The sequence below is a fragment of the Solibaculum mannosilyticum genome (genome assembly GCF_015140235.1).
GTDB classification, from domain to species: Bacteria; Bacillota; Clostridia; order Oscillospirales; family Acutalibacteraceae; genus Solibaculum; species Solibaculum mannosilyticum.
Window position 1 is genome coordinate 1,274,375 of sequence record NZ_AP023321.1, and the last position, 17,169, is coordinate 1,291,543.

General features: G+C 45.9%; 15 protein-coding genes. 1 reads left to right on the forward strand and 14 read right to left on the reverse strand.

Annotated features, from left to right (window positions below; translation table 11 throughout):
* Window positions 1-27: 27 nt before the first annotated feature.
* The gene (gene spoVG / locus C12CBH8_RS06025; RefSeq protein WP_090266296.1) at window positions 28-336 is read right to left on the reverse strand and encodes a septation regulator SpoVG; all 309 of its coding nucleotides are present in this window, start codon (window positions 334-336) and stop codon (window positions 28-30) included.
* A gap of 201 nt (window positions 337-537) precedes the next feature.
* Between spoVG and murC the strand changes: the two genes are divergently transcribed.
* Entirely contained in the window at window positions 538-1,932 is a 1,395-nt protein-coding gene (murC, locus tag C12CBH8_RS06030) for a UDP-N-acetylmuramate--L-alanine ligase (RefSeq protein WP_099321990.1), read from the forward strand.
* Between the two features lie 88 nt (window positions 1,933-2,020).
* On the opposite strand, the gene C12CBH8_RS06035 is transcribed toward murC, so the two are convergent.
* The 13 genes from C12CBH8_RS06035 to feoB all read right to left on the reverse strand — a co-directional run bounded on the left by C12CBH8_RS06035 (window position 2,021) and on the right by feoB (window position 16,857).
* Window positions 2,021-2,593 (reverse strand): DUF1349 domain-containing protein, encoded by a 573-nt coding sequence (locus tag C12CBH8_RS06035; RefSeq protein ID WP_099321991.1) that lies wholly within the window; start codon window positions 2,591-2,593, stop codon window positions 2,021-2,023.
* A gap of 74 nt (window positions 2,594-2,667) precedes the next feature.
* Complete coding sequence (mreB, locus tag C12CBH8_RS06040) at window positions 2,668-3,711, reverse strand: rod shape-determining protein (protein ID WP_099321992.1); 1,044 nt, start codon at window positions 3,709-3,711, stop codon at window positions 2,668-2,670.
* Window positions 3,712-3,736: 25 nt separating this feature from the next.
* A complete protein-coding gene (locus C12CBH8_RS06045; protein ID WP_090266288.1) occupies window positions 3,737-4,525 on the reverse strand; it encodes a ComF family protein in 789 nt (262 codons plus the stop codon).
* Entirely contained in the window at window positions 4,503-6,779 is a 2,277-nt protein-coding gene (recD2, locus tag C12CBH8_RS06050; RefSeq protein WP_246441321.1) for an SF1B family DNA helicase RecD2, read from the reverse strand. Before recD2 ends, C12CBH8_RS06045 begins: the two co-directional genes overlap by 23 nt.
* A gap of 107 nt (window positions 6,780-6,886) precedes the next feature.
* Window positions 6,887-7,252 (reverse strand): hypothetical protein, encoded by a 366-nt coding sequence (locus C12CBH8_RS06055; RefSeq protein WP_215532751.1) that lies wholly within the window; start codon window positions 7,250-7,252, stop codon window positions 6,887-6,889.
* Window positions 7,253-7,438: 186 nt separating this feature from the next.
* Window positions 7,439-8,371, reverse strand: a complete 933-nt coding sequence (gene cysK, locus C12CBH8_RS06060) for a cysteine synthase A (RefSeq protein WP_099321994.1) — start codon at window positions 8,369-8,371, stop codon at window positions 7,439-7,441.
* Window positions 8,372-8,485: 114 nt separating this feature from the next.
* Complete coding sequence (locus C12CBH8_RS06065) at window positions 8,486-8,917, reverse strand: RrF2 family transcriptional regulator (protein ID WP_099321995.1); 432 nt, start codon at window positions 8,915-8,917, stop codon at window positions 8,486-8,488.
* A 121-nt stretch (window positions 8,918-9,038) separates the two neighbouring features.
* On the reverse strand, window positions 9,039-9,914 hold the full coding sequence (locus C12CBH8_RS06070) for a TPM domain-containing protein (RefSeq protein WP_215532752.1): 876 nt from the start codon (window positions 9,912-9,914) through the stop codon (window positions 9,039-9,041).
* A 13-nt stretch (window positions 9,915-9,927) separates the two neighbouring features.
* A complete protein-coding gene (locus C12CBH8_RS06075) occupies window positions 9,928-11,022 on the reverse strand; it encodes a TFIIB-type zinc ribbon-containing protein (protein WP_099321997.1) in 1,095 nt (364 codons plus the stop codon).
* A 55-nt stretch (window positions 11,023-11,077) separates the two neighbouring features.
* The gene (locus tag C12CBH8_RS06080; protein ID WP_099321998.1) at window positions 11,078-12,388 is read right to left on the reverse strand and encodes an SPFH domain-containing protein; all 1,311 of its coding nucleotides are present in this window, start codon (window positions 12,386-12,388) and stop codon (window positions 11,078-11,080) included.
* A 228-nt stretch (window positions 12,389-12,616) separates the two neighbouring features.
* A complete protein-coding gene (locus C12CBH8_RS06085; RefSeq protein WP_099321999.1) occupies window positions 12,617-13,456 on the reverse strand; it encodes a patatin-like phospholipase family protein in 840 nt (279 codons plus the stop codon).
* 59 nt (window positions 13,457-13,515) lie between these two features.
* Window positions 13,516-14,433, reverse strand: a complete 918-nt coding sequence (locus C12CBH8_RS06090; protein ID WP_090266280.1) for a magnesium transporter CorA family protein — start codon at window positions 14,431-14,433, stop codon at window positions 13,516-13,518.
* A 72-nt stretch (window positions 14,434-14,505) separates the two neighbouring features.
* Window positions 14,506-16,857, reverse strand: a complete 2,352-nt coding sequence (gene feoB / locus C12CBH8_RS06095; RefSeq protein WP_215532753.1) for a ferrous iron transport protein B — start codon at window positions 16,855-16,857, stop codon at window positions 14,506-14,508.
* Window positions 16,858-17,169: the final 312 nt, after the last annotated feature.

Here is a 17,169-nt window from a genome sequence, read left to right on the forward strand (position 1 = left end):
CAGCTTGGGGTGGTTTATCTTAAGACGTTACATCTTTTTCTCAGAATGATCCACCGGATGGTCTGGATTCTCTTCCTGACGCGTTACCGTCTCGTGATATTCTTTCATGACGGCATCCTCCAGCTGATGTCTCATCTCGGCTGAAATGGGATGGACGATATCCCGGTATCCCCCTTCTGGTTCCCGTCGGCTGGGCATGGCTACAAAAAAGCGTTCCGGACCTTCGATCACCTTGATATCGTGGATGGCCAGTGCATTGTCCAGTGTAACAGAAACTACCGCACGGAGCCTTGCCTCGTTGTATAGTCTCCGAACCCGGACTTCTGTGATTGTCATAGTCAACTCCCCTTCCTTGTGATATCTAGTATTTGAAGAAAAAGAGCGTCCTATTCAACGGATTTTCCTATCTTTTCAAGGATATTCTGATGAAGCAGCAATGTTTTTTTGGAATCTTTCCAATAAATTTTAAAAATCACTTTATTCTGGGCTCACTTTGCCATATAATAAAGTGATATCGATTTTTAGGAGTGTCAACTTATGACCGAATGTTGTGATCATATTCTCAAACAGGCAAAGCATGTCCACTTCATCGGCATCGGCGGATCCGGTATGTATCCTCTGGCCGAAATCCTGCACAGCAAGGGGTATTTCCTCACAGGATCGGACATCAATGAAAGCGATAATTTAAAACGTGTGCGTGAACTTGGAATCAAGGTATCCATGGGCCATGACGCTGCCAATCTAGGTGACGCTGATCTGGTGGTTTATACGGCTGCGGTCAAGGAGGATAATCCGGAACTAGCCGATGCTATTAAAAGAGGAGTCCCCACCCTGGAACGTTCAAAACTCCTGGGCATTGTATCCCGGCATTACGGATGTACGGTAGCTGTCGCAGGGACTCACGGCAAGACTACGACAACTTCTATGATCTCCCAGATCTTGTTGGGGGCCGGCGTGGATCCCACATTGGTCATTGGCGGATATCTGCCTGTTCTGCACAGCAACGGCCGTGCTGGGAATTCGGATATTATGGTGTGTGAAGCTTGCGAATATGTGGATACTTTTTTAGAGCTTTCCCCCGCTATTTCCATTATTCTCAACATCGATGCTGACCATCTGGACTATTTTGGCACATTGGAAAATATCATCAAGTCCTTCCATAAATTTGCCAGCATCACTTCCCAGACCATCATTGTAAACGGTGACGATGAAAATTCTATGAAGGCTGTCCAATATGTCAACTGTAAGATCATTACCTTCGGTATGAAAGAGTCCAACGACTATTATCCCACGAATATCTCCACAATGGACGGCGCTTATTATGGCTTTGACGTGATGCATAAGGGTCAGTTTATTACCCATGTTCAACTGAGCGTCCCCGGAAAACAAAACGTAGCTGATGCCTTGGCAGCCTGTGCGGCGGCCCATCTGATTGGTGTTTCAGGTGAAGATATTTCCCGCAATATGGCGGAATTTCACGGGGCCAACCGTCGTTTCCAAGTGTACGGCACTTTCCATGACGTGATGTTGGTAGACGATTTTGCCCATCATCCCACAGAAATTGATGCTACCCTTGGGGCTGCACGTAATATGCATTGTAACCAGGTGTGGGCCGTATTTCAGCCTTATACCTATAGCCGTACCGCCCGTTGGGTGGATGAATTTGCCCGTTCTCTTTCGGCAGCCGATCATGTAATTATCTCTAAAATTATGGGAGCGAGAGAAAAAAACGAGTGGGGTGTCACTTCCCAGGATATCGGTGAGAAAATCCCGGGCAGTTATTGTATCGATGAATTTGAAGAGATTGCCGATTTTGTGGCACAAAATGCAAAGCCCGGTGATTTGGTCATCACGATGGGCGGAGGCGATATCTATAAGTGCGCCCGTATGATCCGGGATCGTCTTGCGGAAAAAGATGTCACTGAGGTGTGAAATACATCTCCCTTCTAATATGTTGTAGAAAAAAACAGTGGGTTCGGAAGTCTTCCAAACCCACTGTTTTTTAATTATGACAAAGGGACTATTTTGTTAATTCTACGCTGCCGTTATGTAAGTCCGAAAGGGAGATATGATACAACCCGACATCTGCAAATTGGACCTCCGCCCCATCGCCTTTTGGGCATTGAGCGACAAGTCCCACTCGGATTTTATCATCAGCTGGAATGGTAAAAATACGCAGAAGAGAAAATGTCTTTCCGTCCTCTGAATAGTAAAAACCAAACACCTTGCCTTTACGGGCAATTTGCATCCAGATCCACGGCCCAGATGCACAAGGTCCAGTACAGTCGTCAGATACGCCATTGGTCACCATGGTGATAGCGGCATGTGTTCCCTCCCCTGTCAATTCATAGCACACTTTTGCCCAATGGGTATCATCCTGATGGATGAGAAATCCACCGGCGTCGTAGGTGGAGAGAAAAGGATGGGTTACCTTTCCACGCAGTACAAAATCCCCCTCGACCTCGGTGTAATATACAGGTGCGACGCAGTTTGCCTTACCAGTAGCCGGCGAAATAAAAAGATCCGAGCCAGCCGGAGCTTGCCATGTAAGTTCATCCACGCGATCGGTATGAGTCCACTGCTTTCCATTCATCGGTACAACTCTCCTCTTTTATCATCTTATCAAAAAAAGCCTGCATCCGTATTTCTAGGCGCAGGCTATTTATTTTACTCTTGTCCTTTTTGATTGTTATAAGTGTTTTCAATGGTTTGGTACTGATAAAGCCCCCCATGGAGCTTATCCAAACAGGAGAAGGCTTTTCCTGTCCCCAATGCCACACATTCCACCGGGTCTTCTGGAATAATGGCGTGACAACCGGTATTTTCCAAAATCCACTGGCTCATGCCACCCAGCAAAGCGCCGCCTCCGCTGACTAAAATACCGTCCTGATAAATATCGCCCGAAAGTTCCGGCGGTGTATCTTCCAGGATTGATTTGATGGAGGACATAATAAGATCCAGCGGCTCTTTCATTGCTTCCAACAGATGGTCGGAAGTCACTTCCACAGACCGAGGCAAGCCGGATAAGATATCTCGTCCCTTTGCCAGAGCTACTTTAGGCTCCTCCATGTGACAGACGCATCCTACCTCCATTTTAAGCTGTTCGGCCATTCTCTCACCAATGAGAAGGCCAAAGGTATGACGGACGTATTTTACAATGGCATGGTTAAAATCATTTCCGGCCAGACGGACAGAAGTAGCATTGGAAATCCCGTAAAGAGAGATAACTGCAATATCAGTCGTACCGCCGCCGATGTCCACTACCATGCGTCCCCGCGCCGTACTGATGTCAATGCCTGCGCCCAAAGCCGAAGCAATAGGTTCATCCACCGGGCAGACCTTGCGGGCCCCTGAACCATGGATTGCTTTGATCAGGGCACGTTGTTCCACACCTGTGACAATACTGGGCATACACACTACTACGCTGGGCTTCCAGATGCGATATCCACAGATTTTCTTCAAAAAGAACCCGACCATTTCTTCTGCCAAAGCATAGTCGCTGATGACACCTTGCTGCAAAGGGAAATAAACAGCTAAATTAGGGTTGGTCCGGCCCAACATACGATAAGCCTCTTCGCCAATGGCACAAATCTTGTCTGTACGCCGGTCGATGGCTACTGCAGATGGCTCGCGAAGTACGATGCCATGCCCTTTTACATGGATTAAAGTTGTCGAGGTTCCTAAGTCAATGCCAATATCCGTTCCCAGCATGTATACACACTCCGTTTGTCACTCGTTATCCCCTTTGTTGGGCCACAGGCGCCGTTCTCTTCACCGGCGCATCTGCTATATTATAAGCTACTTTGATGGGTTTGACAAGCCGCTGCGGACTAGTTGATGCAAAAACTGCACACCTAACCGACCGTGCACCCGCTTGTTTTAGCATCCGTGCACATTGATCCAATGTAGCTCCCGTCGTCATAACATCGTCCACTAGAAGGACCCGTTTCCCGCAGATCAATTCCTCATTCTCCACACAAAAGGCACCCATGACGTTGCTCCATCTTTCCCGCATGCCAACCATGTGTTGCGGATTGAGTTCTTTACATTTTATCAAGCCATCGGTTAAAATTGGGATCTCCAATTGTTTAGAGAGTTCTTCAGCCAACAACTTTGACTGGTTGTATCCTCTTTTCCGAACCGCATGTTTTGTCATGGGGACGTAAACGATCACATCACTGGAAGAATTCCCATATTCCCGCCTGACGACTTGAGCCATCTCTTCCGCAAAGACCACCGCATTTTTGAGCCAACCTCGGAATTTGAAAAGGATGAGTCCGTTGCGGGCGTTGCCTTCATAATAAAACGGTGCGACACAGCGGTCAAAAGCATAGCTGCGATGACAGCGGCAAAAAGCAACTCCTCTGCCGCATACTTTGCAAGTCGGCTTTTCAATACGGGGTAAAATCTCTAAACAAGGAGCACAGACTTTTTCTTTTGACCCAATGATCTTCCCACAATAGGGACATCGGTTTGGGAAGATAAAATCCAAAGCCACTCTTTTAATCCGATTCCAATGGATCACAACAGTGCACCTCCGAGGTGGATGAATCGAGTAAACCGTCGTCACGGCAAAGCAGATCGCGCAGGCCGGAATACCGTTTGGTTTTGCGATGATTGAATACCATATTCTGCACGACGCTCCGACGTCCTACCATCACAATCAAGGATTTTGCCCGAGTGACCGCCGTGTAAAGCAGATTGCGGTAACAGAGCTGCGGTGCACCCGGATACATGGGCATGACCACAGCAGGGAATTCACTGCCTTGGCTTTTATGCACCGTAACCGCATAAGCCAGCTGAAGATCACTGAGCATTTCCGATGTATAATCTGCCATCCGGTCTTCATACCGCACGGTAAACAGCCCGGCAGCCGTATCTATTTTTACTAGGGTTCCCACATCTCCATTAAAAACACCTTCCCCCTGGGTACCGTCATCCCGTTCCCAGGTGATACAATAATTATTGCGGATTTGCATTACCTTATCCCCTTCGCGGAAAAGCTGACCGTAAACCGACGCTTCTTTTTTCTCCTTGGAGGAAGGGTTGAGGGAGCCTTGCAGAACCTGGTTGAGCTGAAAGGTCCCCAGCGGTCCTTTTTTCCCGGGACACAACACCTGTAAATCCAGCTGAGGGGAATATCCGTAAGCGGCTGGGAGCCGGGTGGTACAAAGATCCACAATCGTCTTGCTGATTTGATCCGGAGCAGAAGTATCCAAAAAGAAAAAATCCCCGGAATGGCTGGAAAGTTCCGGCATTTCACCGTGGATAATGCGATGGGCGTTCGTAACGATAAGGCTGCTCTGGGCCTGACGAAATACCTCTTCCAAGGATACTACCGGCAGTTTACCGGATGCGATCAAGTCATGGAGTACATTGCCGGCGCCTACCGAAGGGAGCTGATCGGCATCCCCCACCAGGATTAACCGGCATCCTAGTCTCATAGCACGCAGCAGGTTTTCAAACAACACAATGTCCACCATAGAGAGCTCGTCCACAATGATCGAATCATAATCCAAGGGGTTTCGCTCATTGCGGCCGAAAACCGGACGGTCATTAGGGGTCCACTCCACTTCCAGCAGCCGATGGATGGTTTTAGCTTCCCGGTTGGTGACTTCCGAGATGCGTTTTGCCGCCCGGCCGGTAGGTGCTGCCAAAGCGACTTTTTCTCCATTTTTCTCCAGAAGCTGGATCATGGCATTGATGGTCGTGGTCTTTCCGGTACCAGGGCCGCCGGTTAGGATCAGAATCCCCTGCAAGAGAGCGTCGTAGATGGCTTGGCGCTGCAGATTACCGTATTGCATACCTTCCTGCCGTTCGACTTCCTGGATATTTTCTTCTACATTGGCACAAGGATTGGGAGCGAATTCCATCATCATCTGCAAACGTCCCGCCACATAGGATTCCGCCTTATGCAAGTATGGAAGATATAGGAATTCTCCGGATTCCAGCTGTTCTGATTCCAATTCTCCATCCTCCAGCATTTTCTGGATGGTATAATCAGTTGCATCCTTGTCCACATCCAAACAGTGGGAGGATACCTCGCATACCTTCTCCCGCGGCAGGCAGGTGTGGCCGTTGTTCAAATTGTGGCGCAGCACATACAGCACACCTGCTCGCATCCGGGAAAGATCGTCTTTTTCCATGCCCATTTGTGTAGCAATTTCGTCGGCTCGTTCAAACCCGAGGTTAACAGGATCGCCGCACAAACTATAGGGATCAGATTTGACCTGTTCGATGGTTCGGCTGCCCCACTTTTTCCAAGCCTTGGCCGCCTCCTGTACCGTGACTCCAAACTGTGCCAAATATACAGTAGCCTCCCGTACACCAAATTTTCGCGCATAGTCTTCCGCGATGATGCGGGCTTTGGTGGGAGAAATACCTTTGATCTCGCTGAGACGTTCCGGTTGTTTTTCCAAAACTTCCAGAGTCTTATCTCCAAACTTGCCCACCAAACGGGATGCAGTGGCCGGACCAATGCCTTTGATGGCTCCTGACGATAGGTACCGCAGGATGGTTGAAGCGGAATTCGGCAGGGAACGTTCAATGGTTTTCGCCTCGAATTGGGGACCGAAGGAAGGATGTTCTCCCCAGCTGCCTTCAGCTGATAGCTGTTCTCCAGCGTATACCTCCGGCATCACTCCTACCACAGTAGCCAATTGGCCAAATTCTATGGCCAATTCCAGTACCGTCCACCCCGACTGTTCATTTCGGAAGGTAACACTGTCTACAACGCCCTGTATCCTTTGGAGCTGCTCCATTTCAGTCCACTGATCCATCTGCCAATCATCCATTTCTCACGATTTTAAACAAAAGGAGTTTATTGATTTTCCCTATCCCGGTATCAGAGTACCCCTGCTTATTTTATAAGTATAATACAAATGTTCTAGTTTGTAAACCGATAGAATGTTGCAAAGTCCTTGACCCACTGATTCAGACCTTCCAATTTTACTGTCTGTGTCCCCTTAAAACGTTCACATGTTCGGCTGCTGATTTCCTGCGTTTCCAGATCCATACCACAGTCTACAACCACCACCGATACCACGCCATGATCAGCCTTTTTAATATGGGAGGCGGCACTGCGAATCTGGTATTCCAGATTTTCCCGATGCCCTTTTACTGGAATAGCCAGAATCCATCCCTGTTTCTCTTTCGGTTTTACAAAAAACAGAGTGAGCAAACGGATCATTTCAATGAGTCCCATTGTGATTAGGACAATTCCGACCACTTGAATGACTTCATACATTGCCATCACCTCACTCCAGTGTATGACAAACTTCTGTTTTTGCCCATCCCAATTGGGATTCACGCGGTAAAAACAGCAAAAACCTCTCTTCCGAACTGAAAAGTTGGAAAAGAGGTTTTTGCTCCTAAATAGTTTAAATGGTATTAAAAGATTATCCCTGACCAGAAACAGAAAACACCAGCACAGATAACCTTATTCTGCAAACATGGGGGTGGATAAATACCGGTCTCCTGTATCAGGCAGCAAAACCACGATGTTTTTTCCTTGGTTCTCCGGGCGTTTGCCGAGTTGAATGGCTGCCCATACTGCAGCGCCCGAAGAAATGCCGACCAGGACACCTTCTGTTTTTCCAATCTCTCTCCCCAAAGCAAATGCATCTTCGTTCTCCACCGTGATGACTTGATCGTAAACCTTGGTATCAAGCACTTCCGGTACAAAACCTGCCCCGATCCCTTGAATTTTATGCGGACCTGCCGTACCTTTGGTGAGCACGGGGGAGTCTGCTGGCTCTACTGCTACGACTCGAATCTCAGGATTCTTTCCCTTAAGGTATTCTCCTACACCAGTGACTGTTCCACCGGTCCCTACACCGGCCACAAAAATATCCACCTTACCGTCGGTATCCTCCCAGATCTCCGGGCCTGTAGTGGCTTTATGAACAGCAGGGTTGGCGGGATTGACAAACTGGCCAGGAATAAAGCTTCCTGGAATCTCTTTTGCCAATTCATCCGCCTTAGCAATGGCGCCTTTCATTCCTTGTGCACCCGGGGTAAGCACAAGTTCCGCTCCGTAAGCTTTCATAATCTGACGCCGTTCCACCGACATGGTTTCCGGCATCACGATGATAATACGGTATCCCTTGGCGGCCGCTACCGATGCCAGACCAATACCAGTATTCCCAGAGGTCGGCTCAATGATCACCGAATCGGGCTTTAGCAATCCCTTTTGTTCGGCGTCGTCAATCATGGCTTTCGCGATTCGATCTTTGACCGAACCTGCGGGATTAAAGTATTCTAATTTAGCAATCAGCCTGGCCTTTAAACCGTATTTCTTTTCCAGATGAGTCAGTTCCAAAAGAGGGGTCTTTCCGATCAATTGATCCGCAGATGTATAAATGTTGCTCATGCTGAGTCCTCCCATTTTCATCAAATTACTGAATCAACCCTATAAACATATATAGTTAGTAGGTTTATAGATAGTATAGCTCTGCTTTCCTATAATGTCAATAGGTTTTCCATTCTAAATGACAAATTCATTGCCGCCTTCCGGACAATCCACCAGATCAGCAATCGTGATAGAATCAAAATAATTGTTGATCATCGTGTCTAACTTCTGCCATACAGACAACGCTTTGCACTGAGCTGCACGTGGACATCTGTTGGGCTGGCGTTCCAAACACGCTACTGGAGCTAGGCTTCCCTCTGTCAGCCTTAATATACTGCCTACAGTATATTGGTCTGGGGATTTCGTCAACTTATACCCTCCCCCTTTGCCGCGTAGACCGACTAGAAGTTCTGCTTTGGTCAAGATTTTGATAATGCTCTCCAAATATTTTTCCGATATATCCTGACGCTTCGCTATTTCTTTTAACGGGATATATTCTTCTCTATTGTGTTCCGCTAAGTCGATCATCACACGTAGGGCATAACGTCCCTTGGTTGAAATCAACATGTTTGATTCACCCTTTCTTTCAACCTATTATACTATAGGGTTAATTGGAATTCAACGTAAAATTATTTAAAAAAGTGACATGGAAATTTTCCATGTCACTTAATATACTTAGGTATTCAAATTAGAACTTACCACTGGAACCACCATGACTGCGTCCAGAAGAGCTTACATGAATAGAACTACCGGAGGATCCGCTTCCGGAATTGTTGTTCCTTCTCGTTTTGGATATCGTATGATAAAGGAAGTGTTCACTCGCTTGTGTAATGTTTACACTGCCTGCTTTGATATAGTCGGTAGCCGATTCCTGTCTATGTACATTTTTCAGCTTTTTCTTCATCGGCAGCATAATCAGGGAGGAAGATGCAAAGCCGATAAGCAGAACAATGACTACTACAATAATATTTAGGAATTTATCAGGAAGATTTCCGGAATCGTAGGGTTCTCCTGCTTTAGCTTGAGTGATAAACTGATCACAAAGGGTTGCAAACTCTTCAAAGGCATTGCTATAGTTGCCTTTGCTCAAGTCATTTTTAAACCTATCGACCATATATTTCTGACCTTGGTCGGTAAAGGCGGTAATAGCAAATCCATGGGTAGTGATAGCCCAGTCTCGATCCTGCATACTGATAAGTAGTAAAATTCCGTCGTCGTTATTTCCCATACCGTAACCATTGTAGTCATAAAAATCGTCGGCATAGGCGGAAGAGGTTTTTCCTTCCAAGGAGAGGACAGTAACCACTGCTACATCACATTGCTGACGTTCGCTGATTTCATTGAGCTGAGTAAGAAGAGCATCTTCCTCCAAATCGGTGAGTAAATCAGCTTGGTCGATAAGCCGGGGCAGCAATCGTTGCTGTGGGATAGACGATGGACTTTCCGTCTGTTCCGATATCGTACGGATGGGGATATTCTCAAGTGCATCGTCTGCAAAAACCGGGATAGAACATACAATGCAAAGAACTGTCGTTAGAAATAATAGTAGAATCCTCTTTTTCATCGTTTTGTCCCCCCTACCACGATAAATGAAGCACATTGGAAAGAATCCCCATAGCTAAAGCACTAAATAAAAAGGTTAACATGATATACCAAAACCGATAGAGACCTTTTCTCATAGGAAGGTTGCCCACAAATTTACCGGTCTGACCATTCATGGCAAACGTATATCGCTGTTCTTTCCAAGTCGTATTAAGAATCCAAACTGGAAGCAAAGCATACTTTACACTGCCATTTAGAAATTGAATGTTGCTGCTTTCCGGCATGACGGTGTGATATCCATGGACAGTAGATGAAAAAGTGGTTTCCGTACTCCGTTTAATACGGTCGTTGGCACGTCCTACACTCTCTTGGGCGGTTACATCATACCGGTCAGCCAGGTATCCGGAGAGATAAGCTGTCTGAAAGTCCACAGCTTCGGCATAATTGTAAGGTTCGATGGATTCCATTAAGTCGTCCGCCATTTTGAGGGAACCATCCACTGGGACGCATTTAAAACCTATACTCCCTTCTCGGATAACAGAATAGAAACTGGTTTCTGTATAGTGATACAGTCTGTCGCTCCAAGAACGAGTCCTTGTGGCCTTGTATCGAATCTGAGCATTTGCATCGGCGTCAAACAGCCAGAATGGGACGTAAATCCCTTTGATTTCATCAATATGCTGTTCCTGTTTAAACACCTTGGGAATGAAACGCTTTCCCTTTAAATGCCTTTTCAGCGCCTCTTTGGCGTCGTTCTTATTTAGCTTAAACGGGATGACATAATCCGGTTTTAGATCACCGGTAAACTGCTGTGTTACGATCACTGGACTGCCGCAGAATGGACAACTAGTAGCAGCAGTAGTGCGGGATCCTATAATCTGTCCGCCGCACGAATTGCAGACATAAAGCAGCATGTCATCGGTTTCACCGTCCTGCCACTGGCTTCCTGCTGAATTCTGCCAATTCAGATTGTCTTCTGTCTGTTGGTTGTGAATGGCGGCATCGTGATCTTTTAAGGAATTAACATCAAACGTTGTGTCGCAGTAGGGACACTTCATCTGTTGTGTAGAGCTGTCAAACTTGATCTCGCCTCCACAGCATGGACATTTATATTGTAACAGTGTCGCCATAACAGAACCTCATTTTCTCATGAATTTTGTTTTCTGTCAGATAGAACCTGGTTGCCTATTGAAGATCCGATTGATCAAAGGGATCGCCGCACTCCGGACAAAATTTAGGCGGATGCTGTGGGTCTTCCGGTTCCCAACCACATTTGTCACAGCGATAAAGAGGCGAGTTAGCCGGCTTGGGTTTACCGCATTCCGAACAAAATTTTCCTTTGTTCACAGTGCCGCACGAACAGGTCCAACCCCTTGCAGATGCTGACTTTGGCTTGCCGCATTCTGCACAGAATTTACCGTTGTTTTGTGCACCGCAAGAACAAGTCCATGTATCTCGGCCGGATGATGCTTGACGTGCAGCCTGCTGGGCGGCTCCCATTTGAAATAAACTTTGCGCATTCATGCCTCCCGCCTGAGAAGCCATACCCATTCCCATAAAACCTGTCATGGCGCCGTTTTTATTGGCAGCGGCCGCTTTCATTGCATCGGCCTGTGCGCTTGTTAAAGTTGCAGCTGCCATAGTCGGATCCCGCATAATGGCGGTGCGTTGGGCTTGCTTGATGATCTCAGCATCCTCTTCGGTCAGTGTTACGGAATTCATGGCGATCGATACTACGGCAAGACCGCGAAGTTCGCTCCATTTTGTGGTGAGGGATTCATTCATGGCTTCCGACAATTCTTCCACATGTCCGGGAATGGCATTGGGACGAATCTCAAGCTCTGAAATCTTGGCAAATGCCGGCTGTAATGCGCTGATAAATTCTGTTTTTAACTGTCCATCGATTTCCTGCCGGGTATACTCATCCTCTACATTGCCGCATACATTGGCATAAAACAGAAGAGGATCGACGATGCGGTAAGAGTATACACCGTTGCAGCGTACGGACACATCGATGTCCATCCCAATGTTGTGATCCACCACCCGGAACGGGATTGGATTTGGGGTGCCAAATTTATTGCCGATGATCTCTTTTGTATTAAAATAGTAGATACGTTGGTCCTTGCCGGTATCTCCGCCATAGGTAAACCGCTTTCCAATGGTCTGGAATGTGTTTTCAATGCCGCCGCTGAGATTACCGGAAAAAATACTGGGTTCGGTGGAAGTATCATATGTATATTCGCCAGGTTCAGCACATACCTCGACAATCCTTCCCTGTTCCACAATGATCATACACTGTCCGTCGGCCACGGCGATGCCGGATCCATTGGAAATAATATTATCGCTTGCTTTGGTGTTGGAAGAACGTCTGCTGGTACGTTTTTGACCCTTTACTACCAGGATGTCTTGATCGATGGAATCGCAATAAAAAAATTCTTTCCACTGATCTGCCAATGTCCCACCCAAAGATCCGATTGCTGCTTTTATGAGTCCCATAAAAAAACTCCTTTGCTTCCGTTTTAATAAAATAAATATTTATATGAAGTTTAAACTATTTTTACATTATTGATTATATAATGTTCTTTTGCAAGCGTCAAATCAGAAATAGTGCCAAACTATTCACTTGGAATTAAATTGGACTTCAGGGACTGCCTTTTATCCAGAACAAAAAATGGGATTCTTCTTGAACATTCAAGAGAGAATCCCATTTTTTGTTCTACCGTTTTACTTGAGAAATTTCATGACTATACTCGAATCATACAAACCTTTTTCATAAAACTCTTTCATGGCCTGTGGCTTACGGGTCAGAGTATCCAAGCCGCAAGTATCATCCGGAGCGATGATTTGTAAAATTCCCTGTTCTTCATACTTCTTTGCCAATGCCACGCCTTCATTATACTTAGAGGCACGCAACCGCATTTGTCTGGCGGCAAAAGGGTATTTCTTTTCTATTCTTGCGGCGAGTTTTTCATCCTTTTCCGGTGTCCTTAACAAATCCTTAGGTTTGGTCAGTATCAGGACAACTTTATCGCATCCCATTGCAAAGGCCTTTTCTATAGGTATTGGATCGCCGAGAGCTCCGTCATAATATGGCCTGCCGTCTACTTCGTAAGGCTTGCAGACAAAAGGGATGGCACAGGATGCTTTTAGAATATCATAATGGTCTTGGGAAATATCATTTTTGTTAAAATAATGGACTTCACCCGTATTGGCATCGGTCGCCACAACGATAAATTCTGCTGGATTCTTGGCAAATGCCGGATAATCCAATGGATTTTCGCCATCTGAATTGCTAAGGGTTCCATATACATAATCCATATCAATGTATGTCTTTTTAAAAAGGAAGTTGCTAAAACTCATATATTTCTTCCGCATCATATATTCCGTATAGAATTGATAATTTCGCTTTTTTTGTCCTGAAAAATAAGAGGAAAGATTGGCGCTCCCAGCAGAGACTCCAATGCCAACATCAAAGGAAATCCCTTGGTCAAGACAGCCATCCAGTACGCCGGAGGCATAAATCCCCCGCAATCCTCCGCCAGTATCAACGACTCCAATCTTCATATTCAGCCTTTCCCCCTGTCTTCTTTTACTTCAGATGTTCCTCACATTATATCTTATTGTTACCAGAACTTTTTCTTCTTACAGATCCATAGGCTAACAAGCACAATAAATACACTGACTACTATGACTGCTGGATATCCATATTCCCATGAAAGTTCCGGCATGCCATTGAAATTCATACCGTACCACCCGACCAAAAGCGACAGGGGAAAGAAAATTGTAGTGACCAGTGTAAGGATCTTCATAATTCGGTTTTGACGGATATCGATCTCAGATTGAAACATTGTCTGAATCTGGGTACAATATTCCCGCAGCAATTGTGATTCTTCCCGTAAACGATTGACCCGGTTTTCAAACATATGGAACAGGTGTTTTTCTTCTTTCGAAAAAAAGCTGTTTTCACTCTCCTGCAGTTCACATGCCATTTCATCCAACTGTGAGTAGTAACGAAACCATGCCATAGCCTCTTTTCGCAGCTGCGTCATAGCAGCACTGCCCTCGTCCAACTGCCCGGATAATATCCGATCCTCCAGCTTCTCTGCCTGAACCTCAATCTCTTCCAAATGATAGAGATCCTTATCGATCAGCAACTCCAGAATATCATAGAAAAATCGCCCCACACTTTGCCCTGTAAAAAGTTTTTTCTTAACCAGACGTTTCATATGTGTTTGAAGTACGCCAGTATCATCTATTAAAATCGCCTGTTTGCTGGTTAGAAGATACCCACAGGCTAATCTGACTCCTGTTTTTGTAGTGCGGGGCAGGACAATTGTACCAGTAATGCAGTTTGAACGGATTTCTACTTTACAAACTTTTGCATCACGAACGGCAGGAGTATGGCAAAGTACTTTCTCCAGTCCCGACAGCTTGGGGCATTGGGACAGCTCTTCAGAATCGAGCACAACCACTGACGGGTTTTCTAGCGGGGATTCTGCCCCCATTGGCACCAAAGTTTGCTGGATTGCATACCAATTCATAAAATTTTTCTCCCTGTAGTCTTTGTTTCATCATAAGCGCACCTACAGCAAACCTGATTTAAAACAGCTTTCTTATATTGCGCCAAAAGCCATACCAACTAGTTTTACCAAAAATGCTGCTATCCAAGCAATAATACATTGTCCTACGGCCACTCCTACCGCCCATTTTCCGCCCAATTCTCTTTTGACCGAAGAGATTACCGCCACACAGGGCGTATAAAGAAGGCAGAAAACCAATAAGCTTCCAGCGGCCAATGGCGTGATGATCGTGAGAAGATTATTGGTGGATCCAACAAGAACCGATAATGTGGATACTACGCTTTCCTTCGCCATAAATCCTGTAATCAGTGCTGTAGAAATCCTCCAGTCCCCAAAACCAAGCGGTGCAAACATTGGTGCAATCAATCCGGAAAACACAGCAAGAATACTGTTTTGAGAATCTGTCACTACATTCAGGTGCATGTCAAAGGTCTGTAAGAACCAGATGATAATGGTTGCAATAAAAATAATTGTAAAAGCGCGCTGCAAGAAATCCTTTGCTTTTTCCCAAAGCAGCTGTGCTACGTTTTTAGCTCCGGGCATCCGATAGTTGGGCAGCTCCATTACAAACGGGACTGCCTCTCCCTTAAACATGGTCTTTCTCATGATAAGCGCCATAAAGATCCCCATGAGAATCCCCAGAAAATATAAACCGATCATGACAAGTGCACCGTATTTTGGAAAAAATGCCGCTGTAAAAAAGGCATAGATCGGAAGCTTGGCAGAACAGCTCATAAAAGGGGTTAAAAGGATGGTCATCTTACGGTCTCTCTCCGACGGCAGTGTTCTGCTGGCCATGACTCCTGGTACCGTACAGCCAAATCCGATCAACATCGGAACAATACTCCGTCCAGAAAGTCCGATTTTCCTGAGAAGTTTGTCCATAACAAACGCCACTCTGGCCATATAACCGCTGTCCTCTAAAATGGAAAGGAAGAAAAAGAGAGTAACGATAATCGGCAAAAAGCTCAATACGCTTCCTACGCCGTTAAAAATACCATCAATAACTAAGGAACGCAATACATCATTAACATGCCACGATTCCAATGCTGCAGCGGTTACCTGAGTAAGCCAGCCGATCCCCAGATCCAAAAGATTGGAAAGCCCCGCTCCAATTACATTAAAAGTCAGCCAGAATACAATGCCCATAATGGCTATAAATGCAGGGATGGCTGTATATTTTCCCGTGAGGATCTTATCTATTTTCACACTCCTGGCATGCTCTTTGCTTTCTTTTGGTTTCACAACCGTCTCACGGCATATCTTTTCAATAAAAGCAAACCGCATGTCAGCAATCGCTGCCGCCCGGTCAAGGCCTCTCTCAGCCTCCATCTGGCGGATAATATGCTCCAGCGCTTCCTTCTCATTTTGATCCAGATCCAACTGCTTTATGATTAACGGATCACCTTCCGCCAATTTACTTGCTGCAAATCTCAACGGGATATTTTCCCTTTTTGCATGGTCCTCGATTAGGTGCATAATGCTATGCAAACATCTATGTACGGCTCCTCCGTGATCGTTGGCATCGCATAAGTCCTTGCGTCCTGGTCTCTCCTGGTATTTTGCTACATGGATTGCATGATCGATCAGTTCCTGGATCCCCTCATTTTTAGCTGCTGAAATGGGGATAACAGGTACCCCAAGCATTTCTTCCAGTTCATTGACCCGAATAGATCCACCATTCTCTCTGACTTCATCCATCATATTGAGGGCCAGAACCATAGGAATATCCAGCTCCATGAGCTGCATGGTAAGACAAAGATTTCTCTCAATGTTTGTCGCATCTACAATGTTGATAATCCCTTTTGGATGTTCGTCCAGCACAAATTGTCTTGTTACGATCTCCTCGCTGGAATATGGCGACATAGAATAAATCCCCGGCAGATCCGTTACAAGGGTATCCGTATGTCCACGGATCGCACCATCTTTCCGGTCGACTGTCACGCCGGGGAAGTTTCCCACATGCTGGCTGGAACCGGTCAGCTGATTAAACAACGTCGTTTTTCCGCAATTCTGATTTCCTGCCAAAGCAAAAGTCAGTATCGTTCCGTCCGGAAGCGGATGCTCGTCGGCTTTGGTATGATATTTGCCACCCTCTCCCAATCCCGGATGGGCAATGTCAACTTTTGACTTTTTACTAGTTGTCTTTTCCGTGATGTCCCGCACATTTTCAATTTCTATCTTTTCTGCATCGGCTAACCGGAGTGTCAATTCATAGCCATGGATTCGGAGTTCAACAGGATCCCCCATAGGGGCGTATTTGATCATGGTAACATCTGCTGTTGGAATGAGTCCCATATCTAGGAAATGCTGTCTGAGGGCCCCTTCGCCTCCTACCATACGGACTGTAGCGGTTTTCCCTATCGGTAAATCCTTTAAAGTCACTTGGATCTCCCCTTACTCAGTACTTTATTGACAATCATCTAGTAATTTCTCAAAAAAGAGACAATACAGGCAGCCAGTTTCCCATACCACCATCGTTATGCATTCTTTTCCCAATTATGGCCTTATAAAATTTTAAAAATGCCAGGAACACTTTGGGCATTCGTCTTCATTTCCCTTTCCTACTAGAACTGCAACGATGATATTCACTTTTCTAAACAGTAAAAATTGAAAAGGTAATTCTCCAAGATCCAAATCGACAAATTGTCACATAATTCTAATTATACAAACTAACATCCCATTTATCAACCAACA